Source organism: Bradyrhizobium sp. USDA 3397 (genome assembly GCF_054060965.1).
In genome coordinates, this window is the sequence record NZ_JBSSDS010000001.1 from 6,280,361 (window position 1) to 6,300,439 (window position 20,079).

17 protein-coding genes are annotated in these 20,079 nt (G+C 63.8%); 10 read left to right on the top strand and 7 right to left on the bottom strand.

The window, feature by feature from the left end; translation table 11 throughout:
• Window positions 1-31 precede the first annotated feature (31 nt).
• The 7 genes from pal (at window position 32) to ACVWYQ_RS29080 (ending at window position 9,022) form a co-directional block, all read left to right on the top strand.
• Complete coding sequence (gene pal, locus ACVWYQ_RS29050; RefSeq protein ID WP_157283802.1) at window positions 32-520, top strand: peptidoglycan-associated lipoprotein Pal; 489 nt, start codon at window positions 32-34, stop codon at window positions 518-520.
• Between the two features lie 207 nt (window positions 521-727).
• Window positions 728-1,807, top strand: coding sequence for a tol-pal system protein YbgF (gene ybgF, locus ACVWYQ_RS29055; RefSeq protein ID WP_456726610.1), 1,080 nt, complete (start codon window positions 728-730; stop codon window positions 1,805-1,807).
• Between the two features lie 64 nt (window positions 1,808-1,871).
• Window positions 1,872-2,927: a tRNA lysidine(34) synthetase TilS gene (gene tilS, locus ACVWYQ_RS29060; protein WP_271542935.1), complete on the top strand. Its 1,056-nt coding sequence runs from the start codon at window positions 1,872-1,874 to the stop codon at window positions 2,925-2,927.
• A gap of 276 nt (window positions 2,928-3,203) precedes the next feature.
• The gene (gene ftsH / locus ACVWYQ_RS29065) at window positions 3,204-5,126 is read left to right on the top strand and encodes an ATP-dependent zinc metalloprotease FtsH (RefSeq protein WP_035998585.1); all 1,923 of its coding nucleotides are present in this window, start codon (window positions 3,204-3,206) and stop codon (window positions 5,124-5,126) included.
• 253 nt (window positions 5,127-5,379) lie between these two features.
• Window positions 5,380-6,219, top strand: coding sequence for a universal stress protein (locus ACVWYQ_RS29070; RefSeq protein ID WP_271542938.1), 840 nt, complete (start codon window positions 5,380-5,382; stop codon window positions 6,217-6,219).
• A 9-nt stretch (window positions 6,220-6,228) separates the two neighbouring features.
• Entirely contained in the window at window positions 6,229-7,461 is a 1,233-nt protein-coding gene (locus ACVWYQ_RS29075) for an APC family permease (RefSeq protein WP_271542940.1), read from the top strand.
• A 121-nt stretch (window positions 7,462-7,582) separates the two neighbouring features.
• Complete coding sequence (locus ACVWYQ_RS29080; RefSeq protein ID WP_271542942.1) at window positions 7,583-9,022, top strand: hypothetical protein; 1,440 nt, start codon at window positions 7,583-7,585, stop codon at window positions 9,020-9,022.
• Between the two features lie 64 nt (window positions 9,023-9,086).
• Here the strand turns inward: ACVWYQ_RS29080 and ACVWYQ_RS29085 are convergent, their stop codons facing one another.
• The 3 genes from ACVWYQ_RS29085 to ACVWYQ_RS29095 form a co-directional block, all read right to left on the bottom strand.
• Window positions 9,087-10,082 carry a glycosyltransferase family 2 protein gene (locus ACVWYQ_RS29085; RefSeq protein ID WP_456726611.1) on the bottom strand — a complete coding sequence of 332 codons (996 nt, stop codon included), beginning with the start codon at window positions 10,080-10,082 and terminating at the stop codon, window positions 9,087-9,089.
• A gap of 64 nt (window positions 10,083-10,146) precedes the next feature.
• Window positions 10,147-11,709: a hypothetical protein gene (locus ACVWYQ_RS29090; RefSeq protein WP_456726612.1), complete on the bottom strand. Its 1,563-nt coding sequence runs from the start codon at window positions 11,707-11,709 to the stop codon at window positions 10,147-10,149.
• Between the two features lie 44 nt (window positions 11,710-11,753).
• Window positions 11,754-13,244: a hypothetical protein gene (locus ACVWYQ_RS29095; RefSeq protein ID WP_404654931.1), complete on the bottom strand. Its 1,491-nt coding sequence runs from the start codon at window positions 13,242-13,244 to the stop codon at window positions 11,754-11,756.
• A gap of 297 nt (window positions 13,245-13,541) precedes the next feature.
• Between ACVWYQ_RS29095 and ACVWYQ_RS29100 the strand changes: the two genes are divergently transcribed.
• A complete protein-coding gene (locus ACVWYQ_RS29100) occupies window positions 13,542-13,706 on the top strand; it encodes a Flp family type IVb pilin (protein WP_035998610.1) in 165 nt (54 codons plus the stop codon).
• Between the two features lie 168 nt (window positions 13,707-13,874).
• The gene (locus ACVWYQ_RS29105) at window positions 13,875-15,104 is read left to right on the top strand and encodes a glycosyltransferase family 87 protein (protein ID WP_404546018.1); all 1,230 of its coding nucleotides are present in this window, start codon (window positions 13,875-13,877) and stop codon (window positions 15,102-15,104) included.
• Window positions 15,105-15,264: 160 nt separating this feature from the next.
• Here ACVWYQ_RS29105 and ACVWYQ_RS29110 read toward each other — a convergent pair whose 3' ends face one another.
• Window positions 15,265-16,266: an ABC transporter substrate-binding protein gene (locus ACVWYQ_RS29110; protein WP_404546020.1), complete on the bottom strand. Its 1,002-nt coding sequence runs from the start codon at window positions 16,264-16,266 to the stop codon at window positions 15,265-15,267.
• A 319-nt stretch (window positions 16,267-16,585) separates the two neighbouring features.
• On the opposite strand from ACVWYQ_RS29110, the gene ACVWYQ_RS29115 reads away from it, so the two are divergent.
• The gene (locus ACVWYQ_RS29115) at window positions 16,586-16,966 is read left to right on the top strand and encodes a hypothetical protein (protein WP_271542951.1); all 381 of its coding nucleotides are present in this window, start codon (window positions 16,586-16,588) and stop codon (window positions 16,964-16,966) included.
• 1,219 nt (window positions 16,967-18,185) lie between these two features.
• Here the strand turns inward: ACVWYQ_RS29115 and ACVWYQ_RS29120 are convergent.
• From ACVWYQ_RS29120 to ACVWYQ_RS29130, 3 genes are all read right to left on the bottom strand, one after another.
• Complete coding sequence (locus ACVWYQ_RS29120) at window positions 18,186-18,392, bottom strand: hypothetical protein (RefSeq protein ID WP_271542955.1); 207 nt, start codon at window positions 18,390-18,392, stop codon at window positions 18,186-18,188.
• A gap of 42 nt (window positions 18,393-18,434) precedes the next feature.
• A complete protein-coding gene (locus tag ACVWYQ_RS29125; RefSeq protein ID WP_271542957.1) occupies window positions 18,435-18,707 on the bottom strand; it encodes a hypothetical protein in 273 nt (90 codons plus the stop codon).
• 550 nt (window positions 18,708-19,257) lie between these two features.
• Window positions 19,258-20,064, bottom strand: a complete 807-nt coding sequence (locus tag ACVWYQ_RS29130) for a transglutaminase-like domain-containing protein (protein WP_271542959.1) — start codon at window positions 20,062-20,064, stop codon at window positions 19,258-19,260.
• Window positions 20,065-20,079: the final 15 nt, after the last annotated feature.

The window sequence follows — 20,079 nt, forward strand, 5'->3', positions numbered from 1 at the left end:
AGTGGACTAACGTGAGCGTGGAGGCTCCGGAATGAGACATCCTATGCGTATCCTCCAGGGATTGAAGCTGGCCGCGGTGCTCGCCGTCGCGCTGTCGATGGGCGCCTGCGCCAACAAGAATGCCGCGACGGATGCGATGGCCAATGCGGCGACGCCCGGCAGCCAGCAGGACTTCGTCGTCAACGTCGGCGACCGCGTGTTCTTCGAAAGCGACCAGACCGACCTGACCCCGCAGGCGATCGTGACCCTGGAGAAGCAGGCGCAGTGGCTGCAAACCTATCCGCGCTACGCCTTCACCATCGAAGGTCATGCCGACGAGCGCGGCACCCGCGAATACAACATCGCGCTCGGCGCCCGCCGTGCCCAGTCGGTGCGTTCGTTCCTCGCCTCGCGCGGCATCGACCCGAACCGCATGCGCACGATCTCCTACGGCAAGGAACGGCCGGTCGCCGTCTGTAACGACATCTCCTGCTGGTCGCAGAACCGCCGCGCCGTCACTGTCCTGAACGCCAGCTCCTGACGATCAGTCAGGTCCCCGGCGATCAGTCAGGCCCCGTTCAGCTTTGCAATTGGATGATGCCGGCGCCCTCTCGGGCGCCGGTTTCGTTTCAGCATTCTGTGACTGAAAACCCCTTGGTATCAGTCACATTTTTGGCGTACTCCACTTCAATGTGTGGCGCGTCGAGGGTTCCGTCGCAGGCCATTTCGCTTTCGTCGTCAGGGCAAGATGTCATCCAGATTTAAGGCTTTTACCGGTACCGCGGCGACCGCCGCGCTGCTCTCCTTGTGCTCGCCCGCGCTTGCGCAATCGGTCTACGGGCAGTCGGATGATGCCGACCCGGAGATGCGGATCGAGCGGCTGGAGAACCGGCTGCGCCAGCTCACCGGCCAGAACGAGGAGCTGCAATATCGCAACCGCCAGCTCGAAGAGCGCCTGCGGGCGCTCGAGGGCGGCGCGCAAGGGGCGCCCGGGCAGGCACCCAACGTCGCGGCGATGCCGCCCGCGCAGATCGCACCGAGCCAGATTGCACCGGGGCAGGTCGCGCCCGGATATCGCCAGCCCCCGCAACAGCAGGCCGCGCAGCCGAGCTACGAGCAGCCGCAGATCGCCGCGCCCGCACCGATCGTTCAGGAGCAGCCGGCGCCCGGTGCACCCGGCACGCGCCGCCGCGGCGATGCCTTCGACCCGAACCAGAACCCGAATGCACCCGGCGCGCCGCGCGCACTCGGCGGCGGGCAGCAGCCGATGCCGGCGGTCACGCCTGGCGGCGGCCGCAATGCGGGCGAGCCGCTCGATCTCGCCAACACCAGCCCGCGCTACCAGCAAGGTGTGCCGCCGGCCGCGCAGCCCGGCTATCCGCCGGCACAATCGGGTTATCCCGCACCGGCCGGTGGCGCTGCTTTGGCCACCCTGCCGCCGTCGGCGACGCCCCGCGACGAGTTCGACCTCGGCATTGGCTACATGCAGCGCAAGGACTACGCGCTGGCCGAGCAGACCATGAAGAACTTCACGCAGAAATTTCCGAGCGACCCGCTGGTCGGCGACGCGCAATACTGGCTCGGCGAGAGCTATTTCCAGCGCCAGCAATATCGCGATTCCGCCGAAGCGTTCCTCGCCGTCACGACCAAATACGAGAAATCGGCCAAGGCGCCGGATGCGCTGCTGCGGCTCGGCCAGTCGCTCGCCGCGCTGAAGGAGAAGGAGGCCGCCTGCGCCGCCTTCGGCGAGATCGGCCGCAAATATCCCCGCGCCTCCGCCGGCGTCAAAGCCACCGTCGATCGCGAGCAGAAGCGGGTGAAGTGCTGATCCGCTGACAAAGCGGATGGCGTTGCGCTAAACATTCGATCCATCCGCGGATGATTGCAGCGTCATGTCAGACGACGACGATTCACCGATCTCGGCGCGCGAGGCGAGGCGGCTCTTCGCGGGCCTGAGAGATGCCCCCGCGCTGGTGCTCGCGGTCTCCGGCGGGCCCGACTCGGTTGCCCTGATGTGGCTCGCGGCGCGCTGGCAGCGCAGCCTCGCGCGAGGCCCGCAAATCACGGTCGTCACGATTGATCACGGCCTGCGCCCGGAGGCCGCCCGCGAGGCGCGCGAGGTCAAGCGGCTCGCCGCAGCGCTCGGATTGCCGCACCGGACCCTGCGCTGGCGCGGTGAAAAGCCGAAGACGGGGCTGCCTGCCGCTGCGCGCGAGGCCCGCTATCGCCTGCTCGCACAGGCCGCGCGTGCCGCCGGCGCGAGCCATGTCCTGACAGCCCACACCCGCGACGATCAGGCCGAGACCCTGTTGATGCGCCTGTTCCGCGGCAGCGGACTTGCCGGACTCTCCGCCATGGCTCCATTCACCGATCGCGACGGAATCGTGCTGGCGCGTCCGTTGCTCGACGTTCCGAAATCGCAGCTGATCGCGACCTTGCGGCGGGCGAGGATCGGCTTTGCCGAGGATCCCACTAACCGCGACACCGCCTTCACACGGCCGCGGCTGCGCGCGCTGCTGCCGCTCCTCGCGGCCGAGGGCGGCGATGCCAGAAATCTGGCCCGGCTCGCGGCAAGGCTGGCGCGGGCCAATGCGGCGGTCGAGGTGCTCGCCGACGGCGCCGAGCGCTTCCTCCGCCTGCGGGCTCGCGGCGATGCGCCGCAGGCGGGCGTCAGGAGCTTCGAGGCCTCGGCCTTTGCGGCCCTGCCGGAGGAGGTGCGGCTGCGGCTCCTGCTGCGGGCCATCGACGCGCTCGGCCATGAGGGGCCGGCGGAACTCGGCAAAGTCGAAACCCTGATGTCCGTCCTTGATCGGGCGATCGCCAGCCCCCGCGCGGCCGCAAATGGCCGGCCGGTCCTGAAGCAGACCCTCGCAGGAGCCTTGATCAGCCTTGCCGGCGGGCGTATCCAGATCGCGCCGGCGCCGGCCCGGCGGCGCAAGGGCAGATGAGCGCGACGAGAGCGGATCATGACACCGGTCAATTCGCGTCCGTGCCGTCAGGCCACCTTAACCAGGCAGGAAAAACCCGGGTTCGGACGCCATGATTTCAGCGGGAATCGCGCTAAGATGGGATAAATAGTCCCATCTCGTTCCCTTGGCAGCGACCGGGGCGGCACCTAAATTGTATCCGTCTAACGATGAGGATTCCTTGGGATTTCCTCGCATTGACCAAATCAACTGCCCAAGGATCACGGCCGCGATCCGCGCGACCACGAAGGAAGATCGATGAACGCCAATCTGCGCAATTTCGCCCTCTGGGTCATCATTGTCTTGCTGCTGTTGGCGTTGTTCACGCTCTTCCAGAATCCGGGTCAGCGGGCCTCCTCGCAGGACATCGCCTTCTCGCAGCTGCTGAGCGAAGTTGACCGCGGCAATGTGCGCGACGTCGTGATCCAGGGGCCGGACATCCACGGCACCTTTACCAACGGCTCCAGCTTCCAGACTTACGCGCCGAACGACCCGACGCTGGTGAAGCGCCTCTATGACAGCAAGGTGCAGATCACCGCGAAGCCGCCCGGCGACAACGTGCCGTGGTTCGTCTCGCTCTTAGTCTCCTGGCTGCCCTTCATCGCGCTGATCGGCGTCTGGATCTTCCTGTCGCGGCAGATGCAGGGCGGCGCCGGCAAGGCGATGGGCTTCGGCAAGTCGCGTGCGAAGATGCTGACGGAGGCCCATGGCCGCGTCACCTTCGAGGACGTCGCCGGCGTCGACGAGGCCAAGCAGGACCTGCAGGAGATCGTCGAGTTCCTGCGCGACCCCGGCAAATTCCAGCGCCTCGGCGGCCGCATTCCGCGCGGCGTGCTGCTGGTCGGCCCTCCCGGCACCGGTAAGACCCTGATCGCGCGCGCGGTCGCGGGCGAAGCCAACGTGCCGTTCTTCACCATCTCCGGTTCCGACTTCGTCGAGATGTTCGTCGGCGTCGGCGCGAGCCGCGTCCGCGACATGTTCGAGCAGGCCAAGAAGAATGCGCCCTGCATCATCTTCATCGACGAAATCGATGCCGTCGGTCGTCACCGTGGCGCCGGTCTCGGCGGCGGCAATGACGAGCGCGAGCAGACGCTGAACCAGCTGCTCGTCGAGATGGACGGCTTCGAGGCCAACGAGGGCGTGATCCTGATCGCCGCCACCAACCGTCCCGACGTGCTCGATCCCGCGCTGCTGCGTCCGGGCCGCTTCGACCGTCAGGTCGTGGTGCCGAACCCCGACGTCGTCGGCCGCGAGCAGATCCTGAAGGTGCATGTTCGTAAAGTTCCGCTGGCGCCCGATATCAATCTCAAGACCATCGCGCGCGGCACCCCGGGCTTCTCCGGCGCCGACCTGATGAACCTCGTCAACGAGGCCGCTTTGACCGCCGCCCGCCGCAACAAGCGGATGGTGACGCAGGCCGAGTTCGAGGAGGCCAAGGACAAGGTGATGATGGGCGCCGAGCGCAAGTCGCTCGTCATGACCGAGGAAGAGAAGCTGCTCACGGCCTATCACGAGGGCGGCCACGCCATCGTCGGCCTCAACGTGCCCGCGACCGATCCGATCCACAAGGCGACCATCATCCCGCGCGGCCGTGCGCTCGGCATGGTCATGCAGCTGCCCGAGCGCGACAAGCTGTCGATGTCGCTGGAGCAGATGACCTCGCGCCTCGCCATCATGATGGGCGGCCGCGTCGCCGAAGAGCTGATCTTCGGCCGCGAGAAGGTGACCTCGGGTGCGGCCTCCGACATCGAGCAGGCCACGCGCTTGGCCCGCATGATGGTGACGCGCTGGGGCCTGTCGGAAGAGCTCGGCACCGTCTCCTATGGCGAGAACCAGGACGAGGTCTTCCTCGGCATGTCGGTATCGCGCACGCAGAACGCCTCCGAAGCCACCGTCCAGAAGATCGATTCCGAGATCAAGCGCCTGGTCGAGGAAGGCTACAAGGAGGCGACCCGCATCCTCACCGAGAAGCGCGCCGATCTCGAGACGCTGGCCAAGGGCCTGCTCGAGTTCGAGACGCTAACCGGCGATGAGATCGTCGACCTGCTCAAGGGCAAGAAGCCAAACCGCGAGTCGGTGCTCGAGCCGACCACCCCGCGCGCCTCCGCCGTGCCCCCGGCCGGCAAGCCGCGCCCGCGTCCCGATCCGGATCCCGGCCTCGAGCCGCAGCCGCAGGCGTAATTCTAAGCGGCAGCTGAGAATCGAAAAACGCGGCGGTAACGCCGCGTTTTTTTATTGTCCGAGCGCGTCTTCGCGAGCTGGCATTGCGCTGGCCCCTCCCACAAGGCAGGCGCCGCCGAACCAGAGCGTTCTGTTCCGGCGCATCGTTCGAGCCTGGGCCGTTTTGCCACAGCCATCCGGCTGAATCGGTTGCGGTGGGTCAAGAAGGAGCATCTCGACGGCGTTAGGTTCCGCCTCGTCAAAGGAGGCACGCATGGCTTTCAAGGATGTTCTGTTGACCCTGGCGAGCTATCCGGAGCCGACGCCGGTTTCGGTGATCGACGATGCCGTCTCGGTGGCCGCCGCCCTGGGTGCGCACCTCGCAGCCATTTCCTGCGAGGTCCATGCGGAGGTGCGCGCAAGCCTGCTCGGGGATGTCATCCTGGACATCCCCGCGCTTGTTGCGCGCGAGGCCGCCAAGAGCCGCGGGAATGCGAAAGCCCTGCTTGCCGCATTCGAAGCCTCCGCCGACAAATCCGGCGTCCGGCATGAGACCATCTTCGAGCAATGTGCAACCGCCAGCGAGGCCGCGCTGCTGGTCGACTATGCAAGGCTTCGCGATCTCACGATCATGGCGGTGCCGGACTCCCATGATCTGGGATACGCCGAGGAGGTGATCTTCGAATCCGGCAGGCCGACGCTGATCCTCCCCACCGGCCCGCGGTCGCGTCCGTTGCGGCTCGATGCCATCTGCGTGGCTTGGGACTTCAGCCGCACCGCTGCGCGAGCGGTTTCCGACGCACTTCCTTTGCTCGAAATCGCAAGAAGTGTGCGCCTCGTGACTGTCACCAATGAAAAGCCCCTGGATTCCAGACATTCCGGCCGAGAACTGGCGAAGAACCTCGCTCGTCATGGCATCGAGATTGTGCGCGACGAGATCGATGCCGAGGGCAAGCCGATCGACGAGATCCTTGCATCTTACGTGCTATCCCACGGCATCGACGTCCTCGTGATGGGCGCATACGGAACGCCGAGGTGGCGGGAATTCGTGCTCGGCGGCGCGACCAGGGGCCTGCTGTCCAAGCCGCCGGTGCCGATCCTGTTTTCGCATTGACGGCTGGTGATGCAGGAGGTGGCGCCGCTCGGGTCTACGAAACTGGTCAGATCGCTGACGCTCACGCACGCGGTCCTCTACGGGCTCGGCGTGACGATCGGCGCCGGAATCTACGTCCTGGTGGGCGCGGCCGCCGCCCGGAGCGGAATGCATGCACCTCTGGCGTTCCTCGCTGCCGCGGTCGTGATGGGCGTGACGGCCGGGAGCTTTGCCGAACTGGGCACGCGACTGCCGGTCGCGGCGAGCGAGGCCGCCTATGTCCAGGCCGCGTTTCATCGAAAATGGCTCAGCGGTGCCACAGGGTTGCTCGTGGTGGCTGCAGCGACGATTTCGGGCGCGACCATCACCGTTGGGAGCGCCGGCTACATCAGCGTGTTCCTGCCGCTGCCGGCCAGCTGGATCATCGCCGGCGTCGTGCTCGCGATGGGAGCGATCGCCTGCCTGTCCGCGGTTCAGTCCATCAGCTTCGCCGGCTTGATGACGGTCGTGGAGATCGGAGGATTGGTCCTTATTGTCGGAGCCGGGCTGTTTGAGGGCGACGCCCTGGTCTCCCGGCTGCCCGAACTGTTGGCTCCCTTGAGCGATAAAGCAGCGTGGACCGGGATCGCACAGACGTCGCTGCTCGCCGTGTTTGCGTTCATCGGGTTCGAGCACCTCGTGAACATCTCCGAGGAAATGAAGAATCCGTCCCAAACGTTGCCTTGGGCGCTCTTCATCACCCTCGGCGTGACCGCGCTCCTCTACATGATCGTCGTCTGGGTTGCGGTGGTCGCGGTGCCCCCGGCCGAGCTCGCGCACGCCTCGGCTCCGCTTGCACTTGTCTTTCAGCGGTTGACCGGTCTTCCCCTCTCGGTCTTGAGCGTCATTGCGATCGTTGCGACGGTCAACGGGATCATCGTTCACATGCTGATGATCGGACGTGTGCTGTACGGGCTTGCGAACCAAGGCAGCCTTCCGGCCTTTCTGGCCCGGGTGAACGCCAGAAGCGGCGCGCCGGTGGTTGCAACCCTCTTCGGCGTGGGCGCCATCCTGATCCTCTCCCTTGGCGTTCCCTTGACCGGATTGGCCGAATGGACCTCACGCCTGACGCTCGGGATCTTCGTCCTGGTCAACCTGGCGCTTCTTCGCATCAAGACGAGAGAATCCAAGCCTCCCGCCGGCGTGTTCCTCGTGCCCATTTGGGTGCCGATCGCAGGACTGTTCACAAGCGCCGCATTGCTCCTGATCGATCTCGTGCGATAGCGCCCGCGTGGCGTTTCGGCGGAGGACCCGGGCGTTGCGATGGCGGTTCTCTCGCTTCCGCACGCGCGTTCGGTGAAACATTAAAGAACACCTTAACAATTAAGGCCTAGCTTGGCCCGCCATGACTGATCAGGTCGTCTCCAGCGCGGTTCAACCGTTTTCGGCGCGTGCAGTGCTCCCTTGGGCTGTGGGGCTCGCCGTCTACGCTGTGTTGCTGGCTGTCGGCCCGAAGCTGCTCGGAGATCCCGACAGCTATTCTCACGTCGAGCTCGGGCGCTGGATCATGGCGCATGGGACCCTGCCGACGAGCGATCCATTTTCGTTTTCGAAGCATGGCGCGCCCTGGATCACGTTCGAATGGCTGTCGGAAGTCATCTATGCCGGAGCCTACGTCCTGTCCGGCTGGTCCGGCGTCGTCGTCGTCGCGGCCGCGGCGATCGCACTCGCCTTTGGTCTGCTCACATACTTCCTGCTGCGCGAGCTGTCGCCGACCCAGACGCTGGTCATGGTGATCGCGGCCGTCATCCTGACGGCGCCGCACATGCTGGCGAGGCCACACGTGCTCGTGATGCCCATCATGGTGATCTGGGCGGCTGCCCTGGTGCGTTGCATGGATCATGGCAGGCCGCCACCATACTGGGCCCTGCCGCTGCTGGTCGTGTGGGGCAATCTGCACGGCAGCGGAGTGTTGGCGCTTGGCTTGATTGGACCCGTGGTGCTCGAGGCGCTGCTGCGCGAGGAGCGAAGCCAATGGCCACGCGTGCTGCTGCGCTGGGTGCCATTCACACTGCTTGCCGTCGCCGCATCCTGCCTGACGCCGCATGGGCCGGAACCGCTGCTGATGCCGATCACGACACTCGGCCTCGGTCCCGCGCTCGCCTGGATCGCGGAATGGCGGCCGCAGGATTTCAGCCGCATCGGCGGCTTCGAGCTGCTGTTGCTGGGGGGCATCTTCGCGCTCTCGCGCGGCGTCACGCTGCCGGTCGTGCGGACCCTGGTGGTGATCGGCTTGCTCCATTTCGCGCTGGCGCAGATGCGCAATGCGGATCTGTTGGCCATGCTGGCGCCGCTCTACCTCGCGGCCCCGCTGGCCCGGAGGTTCGGCGGGCCGAGCGGGAACGAGACCGACCGCTCCTCGCGCGGCTTGAACCTGGCGGCATTCGGCATCTTGGCCGCGATGAGTGGCTTGGCGCTGGCGCGCGACATCCGGCCGGTTCACCTCATCACCCCCGAGGCGGCGGTCGCCCGTGCCGACCTCGCCAAGGCGGGGCCGCTGCTCAACGATTATTCCTTCGGCGGCTATTTGGTCTTTGCCGGCATTCCCACCTTCATCGACGGCCGCGCGGAACTGTTCGGCGGACCGTTCATCGACCGCTACAATCGCGCCCTGGCGCTGATTGACCTCGGAGATTTTCTCAAGCTGCTCGACGACTACAAGATCCGCGCCACGCTGCTCGCACCGAATACGCCCGCCACAGCGATGCTTGACCGGCTGCCGCACTGGCAGCGCGTGTACAGCGACGATGTGGCGGTCGTCCACAAGCGCCGGGAGATGCAGTAAAGCCCGCTCGGCAGCGGCATCGAAGACCAGGTGTTGGCCTCACGTCCGAGATGATTGCGGCGGATCACTCGTTGATTGCGTGCTTGGCGGGTACGGTCGCCGCCTCGTTGCGATCGAAGCCGGCTCGCTTCTGGACCACGTACAGTGGACGGCGCTTTACTTCGGCATGGATGCGGCCGACGTAAAGGCCCACGATCCCCGTCATCAGCATGTTCATTCCACACAACAGCGAGAGGAGGACGATGGTCGAGGACCAGCCGGTCACGAGATGAGCGTCGTTGCTCAGCCACATCACGACGACCCAGCCGCCGTAGAGCAGAGCGAATGCCGAGACGGTCAATCCGCACCAGATCGCCAGGCGCAAGGGCAGATCGGAAAAGCCGAGCGCGGCGTTCACCGCGAGTCGGATCATCTTGAACAGGGGGTACTTGGTCTCGCCCGCGGCGCGCTCGAGACGATGGAAGGCGACCTCGGCTTGGCGGAAGCCGAGCCAGGCGATCATGCCGCGTACGAAGCGATCCTGCTCCGGCATCTGCCTGAGCGCGTCCAGCACCTTGCGATCGATCAGGCGGAAGTCGCCGACGTCGGCGGGGATGCCGACGGAGGACATCTTGCCGAGCAGCCGGTAGAACAGGTGTGCGGTCGCGCGCTTGAATGGGCTCTCTCCCTCGCGCGACAGGCGGCGGGCGTGGACGACGTCATTGCCTTCGTGCCATTTCGCGATCAATTGCTCGATCACTTCGGGCGGATCCTGCAAATCGGCGTCCATGACGATGATCGCGTCACCCTGCGCGGCGTCCATGCCGGCGGTGATGGCGACTTGATGGCCGAAATTCCGCGACAGGCCGATATAGCGAAAGCGGGAGTCGCGCACAGCGAGTGCCTGTAGCACGATCGAGCTGGAATCGCTGCTGCCGTCGTCGACGAAAATCGCCTCTGCCGGCCCGTCGAGCCGGGACAGCAGCAAGTCGAGCCGGCGTAACAATATCGGCAGTACGGCTTCCTCGTTGAACACGGGAATGACGAGGCTGTAGCGGATCGGTCCGGAATTGGCCGCCATGCGAAGGAGTCCAGCTGGGTTGCAGGGGCGGAAGTCTATGGGCAGGTGGTTAAGGTCGCCTTTCTCAGGACTTGCGGCGAATCCTATAGAGGACGAACCGATCCGAGGTCTGCAATAGTTCCAGCAGATCCGGCAGCGGGTTTGCGGCCCGCGGTCCCAGCACATAGAGGTAGTCGAAATCCCGGTACCAGGTGCGGACACAGCGCGGCGAGTCCGCCGGCGGGCGGCCCGCTGCTATCGCGGTGAGAAGGCCTGAGGACACCAATCCGCCATCCGGAGTGGCAAGATGGCGCACGGCCTCGACGGCCCGAACAGGCTGCTTGCCCGCCTCCGTGAAGAGATTGGGCACGAACGCGTTGGCATAGTGCACCGCCAGCGTTGGCGCATAATACATCGGATACGCGGTGAGATCGGCGAAGGGCGGGTCGCCCGCTTCGTCCGCATTGCTGACGAGGACGCGCGAGCCGCGTTCGACCTTGCGGAACGACTCGACAATGGCCGCGTAGTCAGCGCGGTAGGGCAGCCATACCGTGAAGACAACGGCGAGATTGATCAGCGTGATGCCGCTGATCGCAGCGAGTGCAGCCATCCGCCAAGCCCGGCTTGGCAGCGACAGCGAGCAGAACGCCGGCAGGATCAGCGCCGCAGCAGGAAACACGCGGAGGTCGGCGAAAGAGGTCCCGAACAGTCTCGAGGGAATGGCCACGTACAGGAGCGCAAGACCGAGCGCGATCCAGATCCCGGCGGGCTCGAGCCTGAGCACGCCGCGCCTTGCGGCGAACAGCAACGCGGTCATGAGGGTCAGCCCGGTCACCGCCGCGGCCGTCAGGTTGTAGCCGTTCATGATGCGGAGCGGCCAGACCGGCTTGAATGCGAGGAACCAATCGTTGCCTTGGCTTCCGATCGCGCCTGCCGTGACATGCATGATCGCAAGCAGCGCAAGCGCCGGTAGGGCCAGCGCGCCCAGCCGCGCGGCCGCGACGGGATACGCGACCCGCCCTTGGCGGATGCGCGACAGCTCGAAAAGGCCGAGCGTTGCGCCATAGATGCCGAGCGAAAAGAAATGCGCCACATAGAGCGCGGCGACGAAGATCAGATTGGCCATGAAGCGCAGCGGCCAGGGGCCTTCGGCCAGCATCAGATAGACGGCGATGCCCCAGAGCGCGAGGCCGAGCCCGAACTCGAAGTTCACGAAACCCCAGCTGAACGGCAGGCAATAGAGGAAAGCGAGCGCGGCGAAACCGGCGAGATGGATGCGTCCCTTCTTGACCCATTCGAGCAGAAGCGCACCGGTGACGATCAGGCATTGGCTCAGCAACAGAAACAGCCGCGTCGCGTTCTCGACGCTCATCAACCGCGCCAGCTGCGGGACCAGCAGGTCCATTCCGAGGTTGGGATAGAAGGCCCACCTCACCTCGTAGTACGGATTTGCACCCGCGGTGCCGTTCTGGCTCAGAACAGACATGCGGGCGAGGTGATTGGGATAATCGACCATCGCCGGAATGGGCGTCAGCAGCACCGGAACAAACGAGACCACAGCCAGCATCGCAAGCACGATCATCGCCACGGCTCGGTCCGGGTCGGGACGCGCCGGATCTGACAGGATCGGCTTGCTGGAAGGAACCATCTGATGAAGTGGCTGAGGCCGAAGACGCGCGCTGGAGCGGCTCGTCACTTCGAAGGCGCCGCGGTCGCGCCGTCTGCGGCGTCGCGCACGTGGATCACGGCGATGTCGTCCGCATAGATCCGCTTCCAGCCCTTGAGCTGGTCGAGGATCTGCGGGCCCGGCGCATCCGCGCCCAGCAGTGTTGCATCGATCTTGTGCTCGTCGAGCAGGCGTGGCAGCAGCTCGGGCTTCTTGCCCTCGGTCGCCTTGAAGAAGTCCATGATGAATTTCTCGCCGTAGAGCTCGGCGCGGCCGTCGACGAAAACAGGGATATTGCGCGAGATCAGATAGCCGCCGAACTGGTAGGCGTTGAAGACGCGCTGCACCTTGCGTTGCTCGAGCAGGTCGACCGCCGCAACCGGCGTCTGCGTCATCGTGAAGGTGAAGCGGTGGTGCCCCAGATAGAGCGAGGTCGAGGTCCAGCTTGCCGCCACGATCATCAGTGCGCCGAGCGCCGTGACGTAGCGGCCCGGCCAGCTTTCGGCACCGGCGGCCTCTGGCTGTGGCTGCGGGAACATCTCGCCGAGCGGCTTTGCCAGCACCAGCGGCACCAGGAATGCAAATGCGTCGATGCTCCTGACGTGGCTCAACGCGCTCCAGGTCAGGAACAGGATCAGGAAGATCCGGGGTGCCGACAGCACCAGGCCGCGATAATAACCGAATGCGATCAGGGCGAGCAGGGCGCCTTCGAACGGGGTGAACGTGGCGAAGTTCGCCGGCATCCATTCGACGATCAGCGTCAGCAGCTCGCCGAGGCTGAGGATGTTGGTCGCGCCCTGCAGCGTTCGCCAGCCGTACGGCGTGCAGCAGCTCGCGATCAGCGCCCCGATTCCGAACAGCACCCAGCGCATGAACAGGGCGAGCCGCCGTCCCTTCTCGGCATGCTCGACCGCTTCGAGCGAGATCGGGCCGATCAGCGCGAGCCCGAGCACGAAGCCGCCGTGCAGGTTCGCCCACAGCGCCATCAGCGGCAGCCAGGTCCAGGACGGCGCGCTCCTGCGGCTCGCAGCCGCCATCAGCAAGCCGACCCACGCCACCATCACCGGCAGCGCGAGAATATGCGGGCGCGCCAGCACGTGGTGAATCGACAGCAGCAGCGCCAGCATCGCGAACAGCACCGCGCGCGGGGCTCCGATATGCACTTCGAGCAGATAGACGAGGATCGCGACGGTGAGCGCGACGGCGGCCGCGGTGAGGATGACGGGGCCTGCCCAGCCCCATTGTGCATGCGAGAAGGCGAACGCGACCTGCGACAGCCAGGACGTCGAGATCCACGGCGCGCCCGTCCGCGTGAAGGAATAGAAGTCGATCATGGGCATGGCGCGGTGATCGAGGATCCATTGCCCGATCTTGATCTGCCAGAACGAGTCGGAATCCTGAAGCAGCGTGTCGCCGAGAAAAAGGAAGAACAGATAGGCGCCGGCGCCGACGCACAACGGCACCAGGGCACGCGCGCGACCTTGCACCGCGATGCTGTTGGCGAAGGAAAGGGACATGCCGTCTCGTCGTCCTGGTTGTTCTTGCCGGCCCGAGCGGGCGGCATTGGACCACGCCGGTCATAACTTCGGGTAAACCGGCCGCGCTAGGCCGGCGTCAGATGCGTACAATTTAACGGATTGTTTCGAACTTGGATTTACCATGGGCCGATACACGCAATCCGCTCGGTGTTTACGCAGCCAAATTAACTGCGGTGCAATTCTTTGCCTCTACGTTCCGTTGCCATGGTCGGGCGGCGCTGGGAAGCCGAAGAGACCAGATCAGTTGTAGCCTCGTGTACTCATTTGGAGCACTCTATGAAGAACCTCGTTGCGCGTTTCATGAAGGATGAATCCGGCGCCACCGCCATTGAATACGGCCTGATCGCTGCCGGCATCGCGCTGGCGATCATCACCGTCGTCAACAACCTCGGCACCACGCTGAACACGAAGTTCAGCTCGATCTCGACCAGCCTCAAGTAAGGCCGGACGACCAGCGGAATAGCGAAGGGCCCCGTCATCGACGGGGCTCTTTTGCGTTGCCCGGGAATTCGGCGCGGGGCGTTCGACGATCAGGCTTAAGCCTCCTTCAAGTCACTCGGGTGTATGGCTTGGGCGCATCCGCCTCACATCATCGCGCAAGGAAGCCGCATGGCCGAAGCCTCCTCCGTCCCGTCTGCCGTCGGCCGTCACGGTGCGGTCCCCGCGATCCTCGTCAACATCTCCTTCGTGCTGGCGATCGTCACGCTGGCGTATTTTCCGACGGCCTATCTCGCCCATCTCTGGATCTTTGACGCCGACGGGCGCGGCATTCCCACCGATTTCGTCAACGTCTGGGCGGCCGGAAGACTGGCGCTCGAGGGGCATCCCGCGCAGGCCTGGGATTGGGACATTCAGAAGCAGGTCGAGCTTGCGCTGCTCAAGCAGGATTTCGTCGGCCATTTCGCCTGGCACTATCCGCCGCCCTTCCTGTTCGTCGCGTCCTTCCTCGCGCAGTTTCCCTATACGGTGGCTTTCATCGGCTGGGCCGCGTTCAGCATGGTGCCCTATCTCGCCGTGATGCGCGCGATCATCGGGCGCAATGCGGGCCTTGTGATTGCGGTTGGATTTCCGGCCGCCTTCCTCAACATCCTGGTCGGGCAGAACGGTTTCCTCACGGCCTCGCTGATCGGCGGCATGTTGTATCTGCTGCCGACGCGGCCGGTGCTGGCTGGAATCTGCGTCGGGCTGCTGAGCTACAAGCCGCAATACGGATTGTTGTTTCCGCTGGTTCTGCTCGCCGCCGCCGAATGGACCGTGCTGTTCACCGCCGCAATCGTCACCGTTGCGATCGCTGCACTATCCTGGCTCGCCTTCGGCACCGAGAGCTGGCAGGCGTTCTTCCACTGGATCCCGATGTTCTCCCAGGCCTTCCTGACCGAGGGCCGGGCGCCCTGGTTCAAGATGCAGAGCATCTTCGCGCTGGTGCGCTATGTCGGCGGCACCGAGCAGCTCGCATGGATATTCCAATGGGTGTTGACCGCTTCTGTGGCCGTCGCGCTGGTCGTGGTGTGGCGGAGCCGGCTGCCCTACGCCCTCAAGGCAGCGATGCTCGCGACGGCGACGCTGCTCACGACGCCCTATCTTTTTATGTACGATCTGGTTGTGCTGGGCGTCGCGGTGGCCTTCCTCATCCGCGCCGGGCTCGATGAAGGTTTCGCGCGCCACGAAGTGATGGCGCTGGCGCTCGTCTTCGCGCTGCTTGCGAGCTTCCTGTTTCTCGGGCAACCGGTCGGCTTCCCGGCAATCCTGATCGTGTTCGGGATGATCCTCGGACGCTGCGCAGCCTGGCGGAGTGCCGAGGCCGCATCGGCGCAGCTCGCTCTCACGCGAACGAGCTGAGAAGCGCGATCATGCTCTGATCGGGCTCCGGGTGAGACGCTGGGGCGTGTACTCGTTGACGCTCGCCGTCAGCGCGCCGGTGTTTGCTGCACTCTCGATGGCGCCGGACAAGTTGACATTTCTCAACGGCCGCGATGGTCGATGAATGGACATGGCGGAATTATTCGATCACCTCGTCGGCGCGGGCAAGCAACGCCGGGGGCAGGGTCAGGCCGAATGCCTTTGCCGTTTTCAGATTGATCAGGAATTCAAATCTGGTCGCCTGATAAATCGGAATGTCACCCGGTTTGGCACCTTTCAGGACCTTGTGCACGTCGTCGGCCAACCGCCTGAACAGCTCCGAGAGATTGAGAGCATAACCCATCAGCACGCCGGCTTCGACGTAGTCGCGGTACGGACATATCGTCGGCAGGCGTTTTTTCACGGCGAGCTCGGCGATGAATTGGCGATTGGCGTAAAGATCGCCCTCTCCGCTCACAAGCACGGCGTCCGGCCGTTGCTCGGCTATAGCATCGAAGACGCGCTCAATCTCCGAGGGTTTCCCTTCCTGTGGGAAGACAAAGGTCAGTGAGATTCCCAGGCGGGTGGCGGCATTCTGCAAGACCTGGCCCACAGACCCATCCCAACCGCCGCGCATCCCGAGGAATACGGCCTTCTGCATCGAAGGAATCGCTTCTTTCAAGAACTCCAGCCGCTTGCCCCAGATCTCGATGCCGGCATCAAGCGTGATGCCGGTGAGGTTGCCGCCGGGCTGCTGAAGGTTGGTCACCAGTCCCGCCTGCAGCGGATCCAGCATGAAAGCAACGATCGGTATCGTATCGGTTGCCGCCTTGAACATGGTTACGACGGGATTCGTTCCGGTGACGATGACATCCGGCTTGCGGCTCACGATTTCACGGATCACTTCGGCATAACGATCATGACGCCCCTCGGCCCAGTAGCGCTCGATGATCAGATTTTGTCCTTCCAAATAACCCAAATGGCGCAACTCGCCGAAAAAGGCGCGCCATGGGCTGCCTCCGCCCGTTTCAGTCAGGAGCGCCGGCGGGATTGCCGGATGGAACATCGCCAGCAGCGGCGGTCTGGCCGCTTGCTGCGCGTGCGCCGCCAGCGGCCACACCGCCGCGGCGCCTAGCAGAGTAATGAGCTCGCGTCGCCTCACAGCATTGCCTCCGCGCGCTGACCAAAACAATAGCACACCTCGGCAACGTGGGAGAGCGCTGCGCTGCGGAATTCCGGCCCGGCTCGGGACTGGGTTGGGTTATTCTCGACGGTTGGGCCTGGACTCCGTTGCGCCCGGTCTACCCCTCACAGGCGACGTCGAGGCGGCAGACGGTGTTGGCCGCGATGGGCGCCGGCTGAGAGCCGGAGATTGTCGGCCGAGCGCCGGAGATGGAACGCGGCTGGCAATTTACCGAAGCTTAGCGCTCGTTGCTGCACAACCGACAGATGTTGCGCCTTCGCACGAGGGATGTCCGCGCGTGAGAACGCTGCTCAAAATTGCCCTCGTGGCTGCCTGCGCTGCAATCCTCGCCACAGTGCTCCTGGTCATCGTCTTGGCTGGCGTCCTTGGGATGCAATGGAGCAGGACGTCGCAAATACTGAGCTCTGAGACGGGGCTCTATGTTTTGCCGACCATCATCTTCTTCGAGTTCTGTTTCCTCACGAACGACCTTTTGGCCTATCTTTGTGAGAAATACGAGCTGGACTTCGGGCTACGTTTCTCCGAGGTGCCATTCGAGTTCGACCTCGACAACCGTGGCACTCCCATTCCGCTCAGGACGAAGCTCGCTCGGCTGTATCCCCTCTCCATTCTGCTGACTCTGCTTGGGTTCGCTGTCGCGCTGATGACGCGGCAATGAGGTCGGTCCTTCAGGTCCGCAGCGGCTCAAAGGCGGCCCTGGCCAGCTTGCATTGCCTCGTTCGGATCACCATCAGGAAGCCGGCTTCGTGCATTTAGTTGCGCGCGCTCCCGCGGCACTTGAAGGCCGCCTTATCATCTTCCAGCAATTCGATGGTGCATCGGATCATCGCCAGACTAAGCGCGTCCATTCCCGGTGCCATCAACCTGCGGAACTGTTCAATCTCGTTGTCTATCTTGACGCATTTGTTGCACATGTTCATCCCGCGGCTTGGAGGCGGGAGCAACCAGCTCTCAGTCACCGATAGTAGCCCACGGATCCGAAAAGGTGATTAAGCTTAAAGCCGTTCGCCCAGCGGCGTTCCCAGAAAGCCACATGGAAATCACGATCAGCAGCAGGACGTCCCGTCAATGGCATACCAACTCGAGCAAAAACGCCGCCCGCTTAAATGAAGCGCAGGCGGCGGCTTACCAGCCCCGGGAGGGTGAGAGTAAAATCCCGATAGACGTTGGTCTCCACGTGGCATGCTGAAGTTCATCACGCCGCACAAGAGCGAGACTTAAATTCACGAGGGCGCCTGTAGTCCCGGTGAGGACAGCCAATTGTTAATCTCCCCCGCAACATCGATCTGCCGGGCTTTTCGCAGAAGCTCCGTGCGGCGGAGACCAACGGGCATCCCCTCGGCCTGTAGGCGCAGGTTGATCGCCTCTTGCGCGAGGCGGTATTCAAGTGTCGAGAATTGTCCTGGGGACCGTTGAGGCGGCATGTTTGACGCTCCGCTTGGGGTTGAGCGGGAGCGCAACTTTGCGTTCACACCACCGATAGATGCTAAGGGCCGCTCGATGGTAGTGAGACAGTGCGCCTTTATCTGCCGAATAGCGAGCGCTTTGTTCGGTTCCTGGCAGGAACTATTGCGAATTGCTGGAAGCTGACGCCGGGGTCGAGAGGCAACGTGCCGAGGACAGAGACAGCTGCAAACCGAGCGCTTCTATTGGCGTTGCTGATCTCTGAGCGATCGGCTGATCGCTCGTTCAGCTGCGCTGACGGCCTCCGCTCGATTGAAGGCAATTCCCGTTCGGGGTGACCGACCGTCTCGCTCAAACGACCATTTCCAGCCGGGCGGGTTGATCGTCTGGACCACCGTGTATCTAATCCCAAGATGTTCCATGCGTCATCATGACTCCGGGCCGAAGCAACCATGCGCGGTGACAAACCTCGATCACTCAGCATCGTTTGAAGTCTTCTTCGAACGATCGACGCGGACCGCTTTGAATTCCGCTGGCCCCTCAAGCAGGCGCTGCTTTCTGGCCGATTGGTCCTTGGAACTCGCAGAGCGGTCTGCCTTGCCATCCAAAACCGTGCCCGCCAGATGAAGAGCGCGCTTTCGTTGGCGGCCCACTCGGCGATCATTAGCATCGTTCGTCATCTTACAGGGTCTCGTAATGGGCGCGTATGTCGGAAGCGAAGCTCAGCAACCGCGGCAAATATTCTTGAGCTTCGCGGCGGTTCGGGCTTCTTCCGCAAGGAATGGATCCTTGTAGCCTGACGATGGATCGACGCCGGCTTCGGCGGGCTTCCTGGCTTTTGGAGGAAATGCCGCATCGTAACAGGAAAGGCGGGCGCTGGTGCTTTCAATCGCACGGCAATTCGGCTCCGCAGCAACAGCTGCTGGCGTGAATGTGCCCAGTGCGGATGTCAGCAAAAGCGCCGCGGTCAATATGCCGGTTCGAACCATCTTCATGCTGAGCACTCCTAGCTAATTGGTTTTACTCGCCCAGGTGGGACTCTCGCCGGTCCAGGCCGGAAGAGCATCCCATTCGGACCAACGCATCCGGCGCTCCTCACCTCCGACCCTCACGAAAACAAAGGGAGCATCGTCCCGGCCAGTCTTCGAACCAACGAAGATCGCCGGAACCCCGTAGGCATCCCTGATGATTGCCGTGTTTGCCATTTTTGGGCTCCCGTTTGGCTTGAACTGGCGCAACGCCCCGGTTTGCAGTTCTGACGCATGGTGATTGAACGGACTTACCGCTATAGAATGGCCGTGACCGCAATCAGCAGTACGAGGAAGACCGGTACCAACAAAGGTGGTACGAGCCACTCACGAATGTCGAATTTGTCGGAATTTGCCATCTGACCGCCTTCTCTTGGGTTGAGGGCGGGAGCGCAAAGCTCTCAGTCACCGATAACAGCCACGTAGCGCGCGGTGATGCGAACTCTGTAGCAGTCTTCTAAGCAATTAGCGAGATCAATCTCAGCCGGCTGGTACCCAATCGCCCAAGGCGAGCGCTTTACACAAGCTCGTCAGTCCACACCTTGAAGCTGACGAGCGTATTGGGTCCGAAAGTATGGACGATCGGAACATCCGCCGCATCGCGGCCTTGCGCGATCAGGACGCGCCCGATTCGCGGAGTGTTGTTGCGGGCATCGAACGTGTACCAGCGGCCGCCAAGATAGGCTTCGAACCAGCCTGCAAAGTCCCCGGGGGCATGGGGCGGCGGGATCCCGATGTCGCCGAGATAGCCGGTGCAATAGCGCGCTGGAATGTTCATGCAACGGCAGAATGCAATGGCAAGATGCGCATAGTCGCGGCAGACGCCCTTGCCCTCGTTGAATACGTCCCAAGCCGTCATGGTGGCCCGCGCGTGCTCGTAGCCGAACGCGATGTGATTGTGCACGAAATCGCAGATCGCCTGGACCCGTGGCCAACCCGGCGCCGCTTTCTCGAACAGCTTCCATGCGATGTCGGAAAGCCGATCGGTTTCGCAGTAGCGGCTGCCAAGCAGATAAACGATGGTATCAGGTGGAAGATCCTCGACCGCGTATTGTGTCGCGGAAGGTGCGATCACATCAGGCAAACCGTTATCGCGCACTGCACCGTTGGCGGAAAGGCGCATGCGGCCAGCAGGCGCAACGAACCGACTGCACCAGTTTCCAAAGCCGTCGCGGTATGGCGAGATCGGCACGGAAGGCTCGGTGATGAGGTAATCCGGCACAATGATGTCGGACGCGCGGGTGAAGTGCATGCCGACGACAGCAATCAATGGTGTGACTTGCTGGAAGTCGTAGGTCATTTCGAAGCCAACCTGTATTTTCATGCTTGGGGCCTGTCT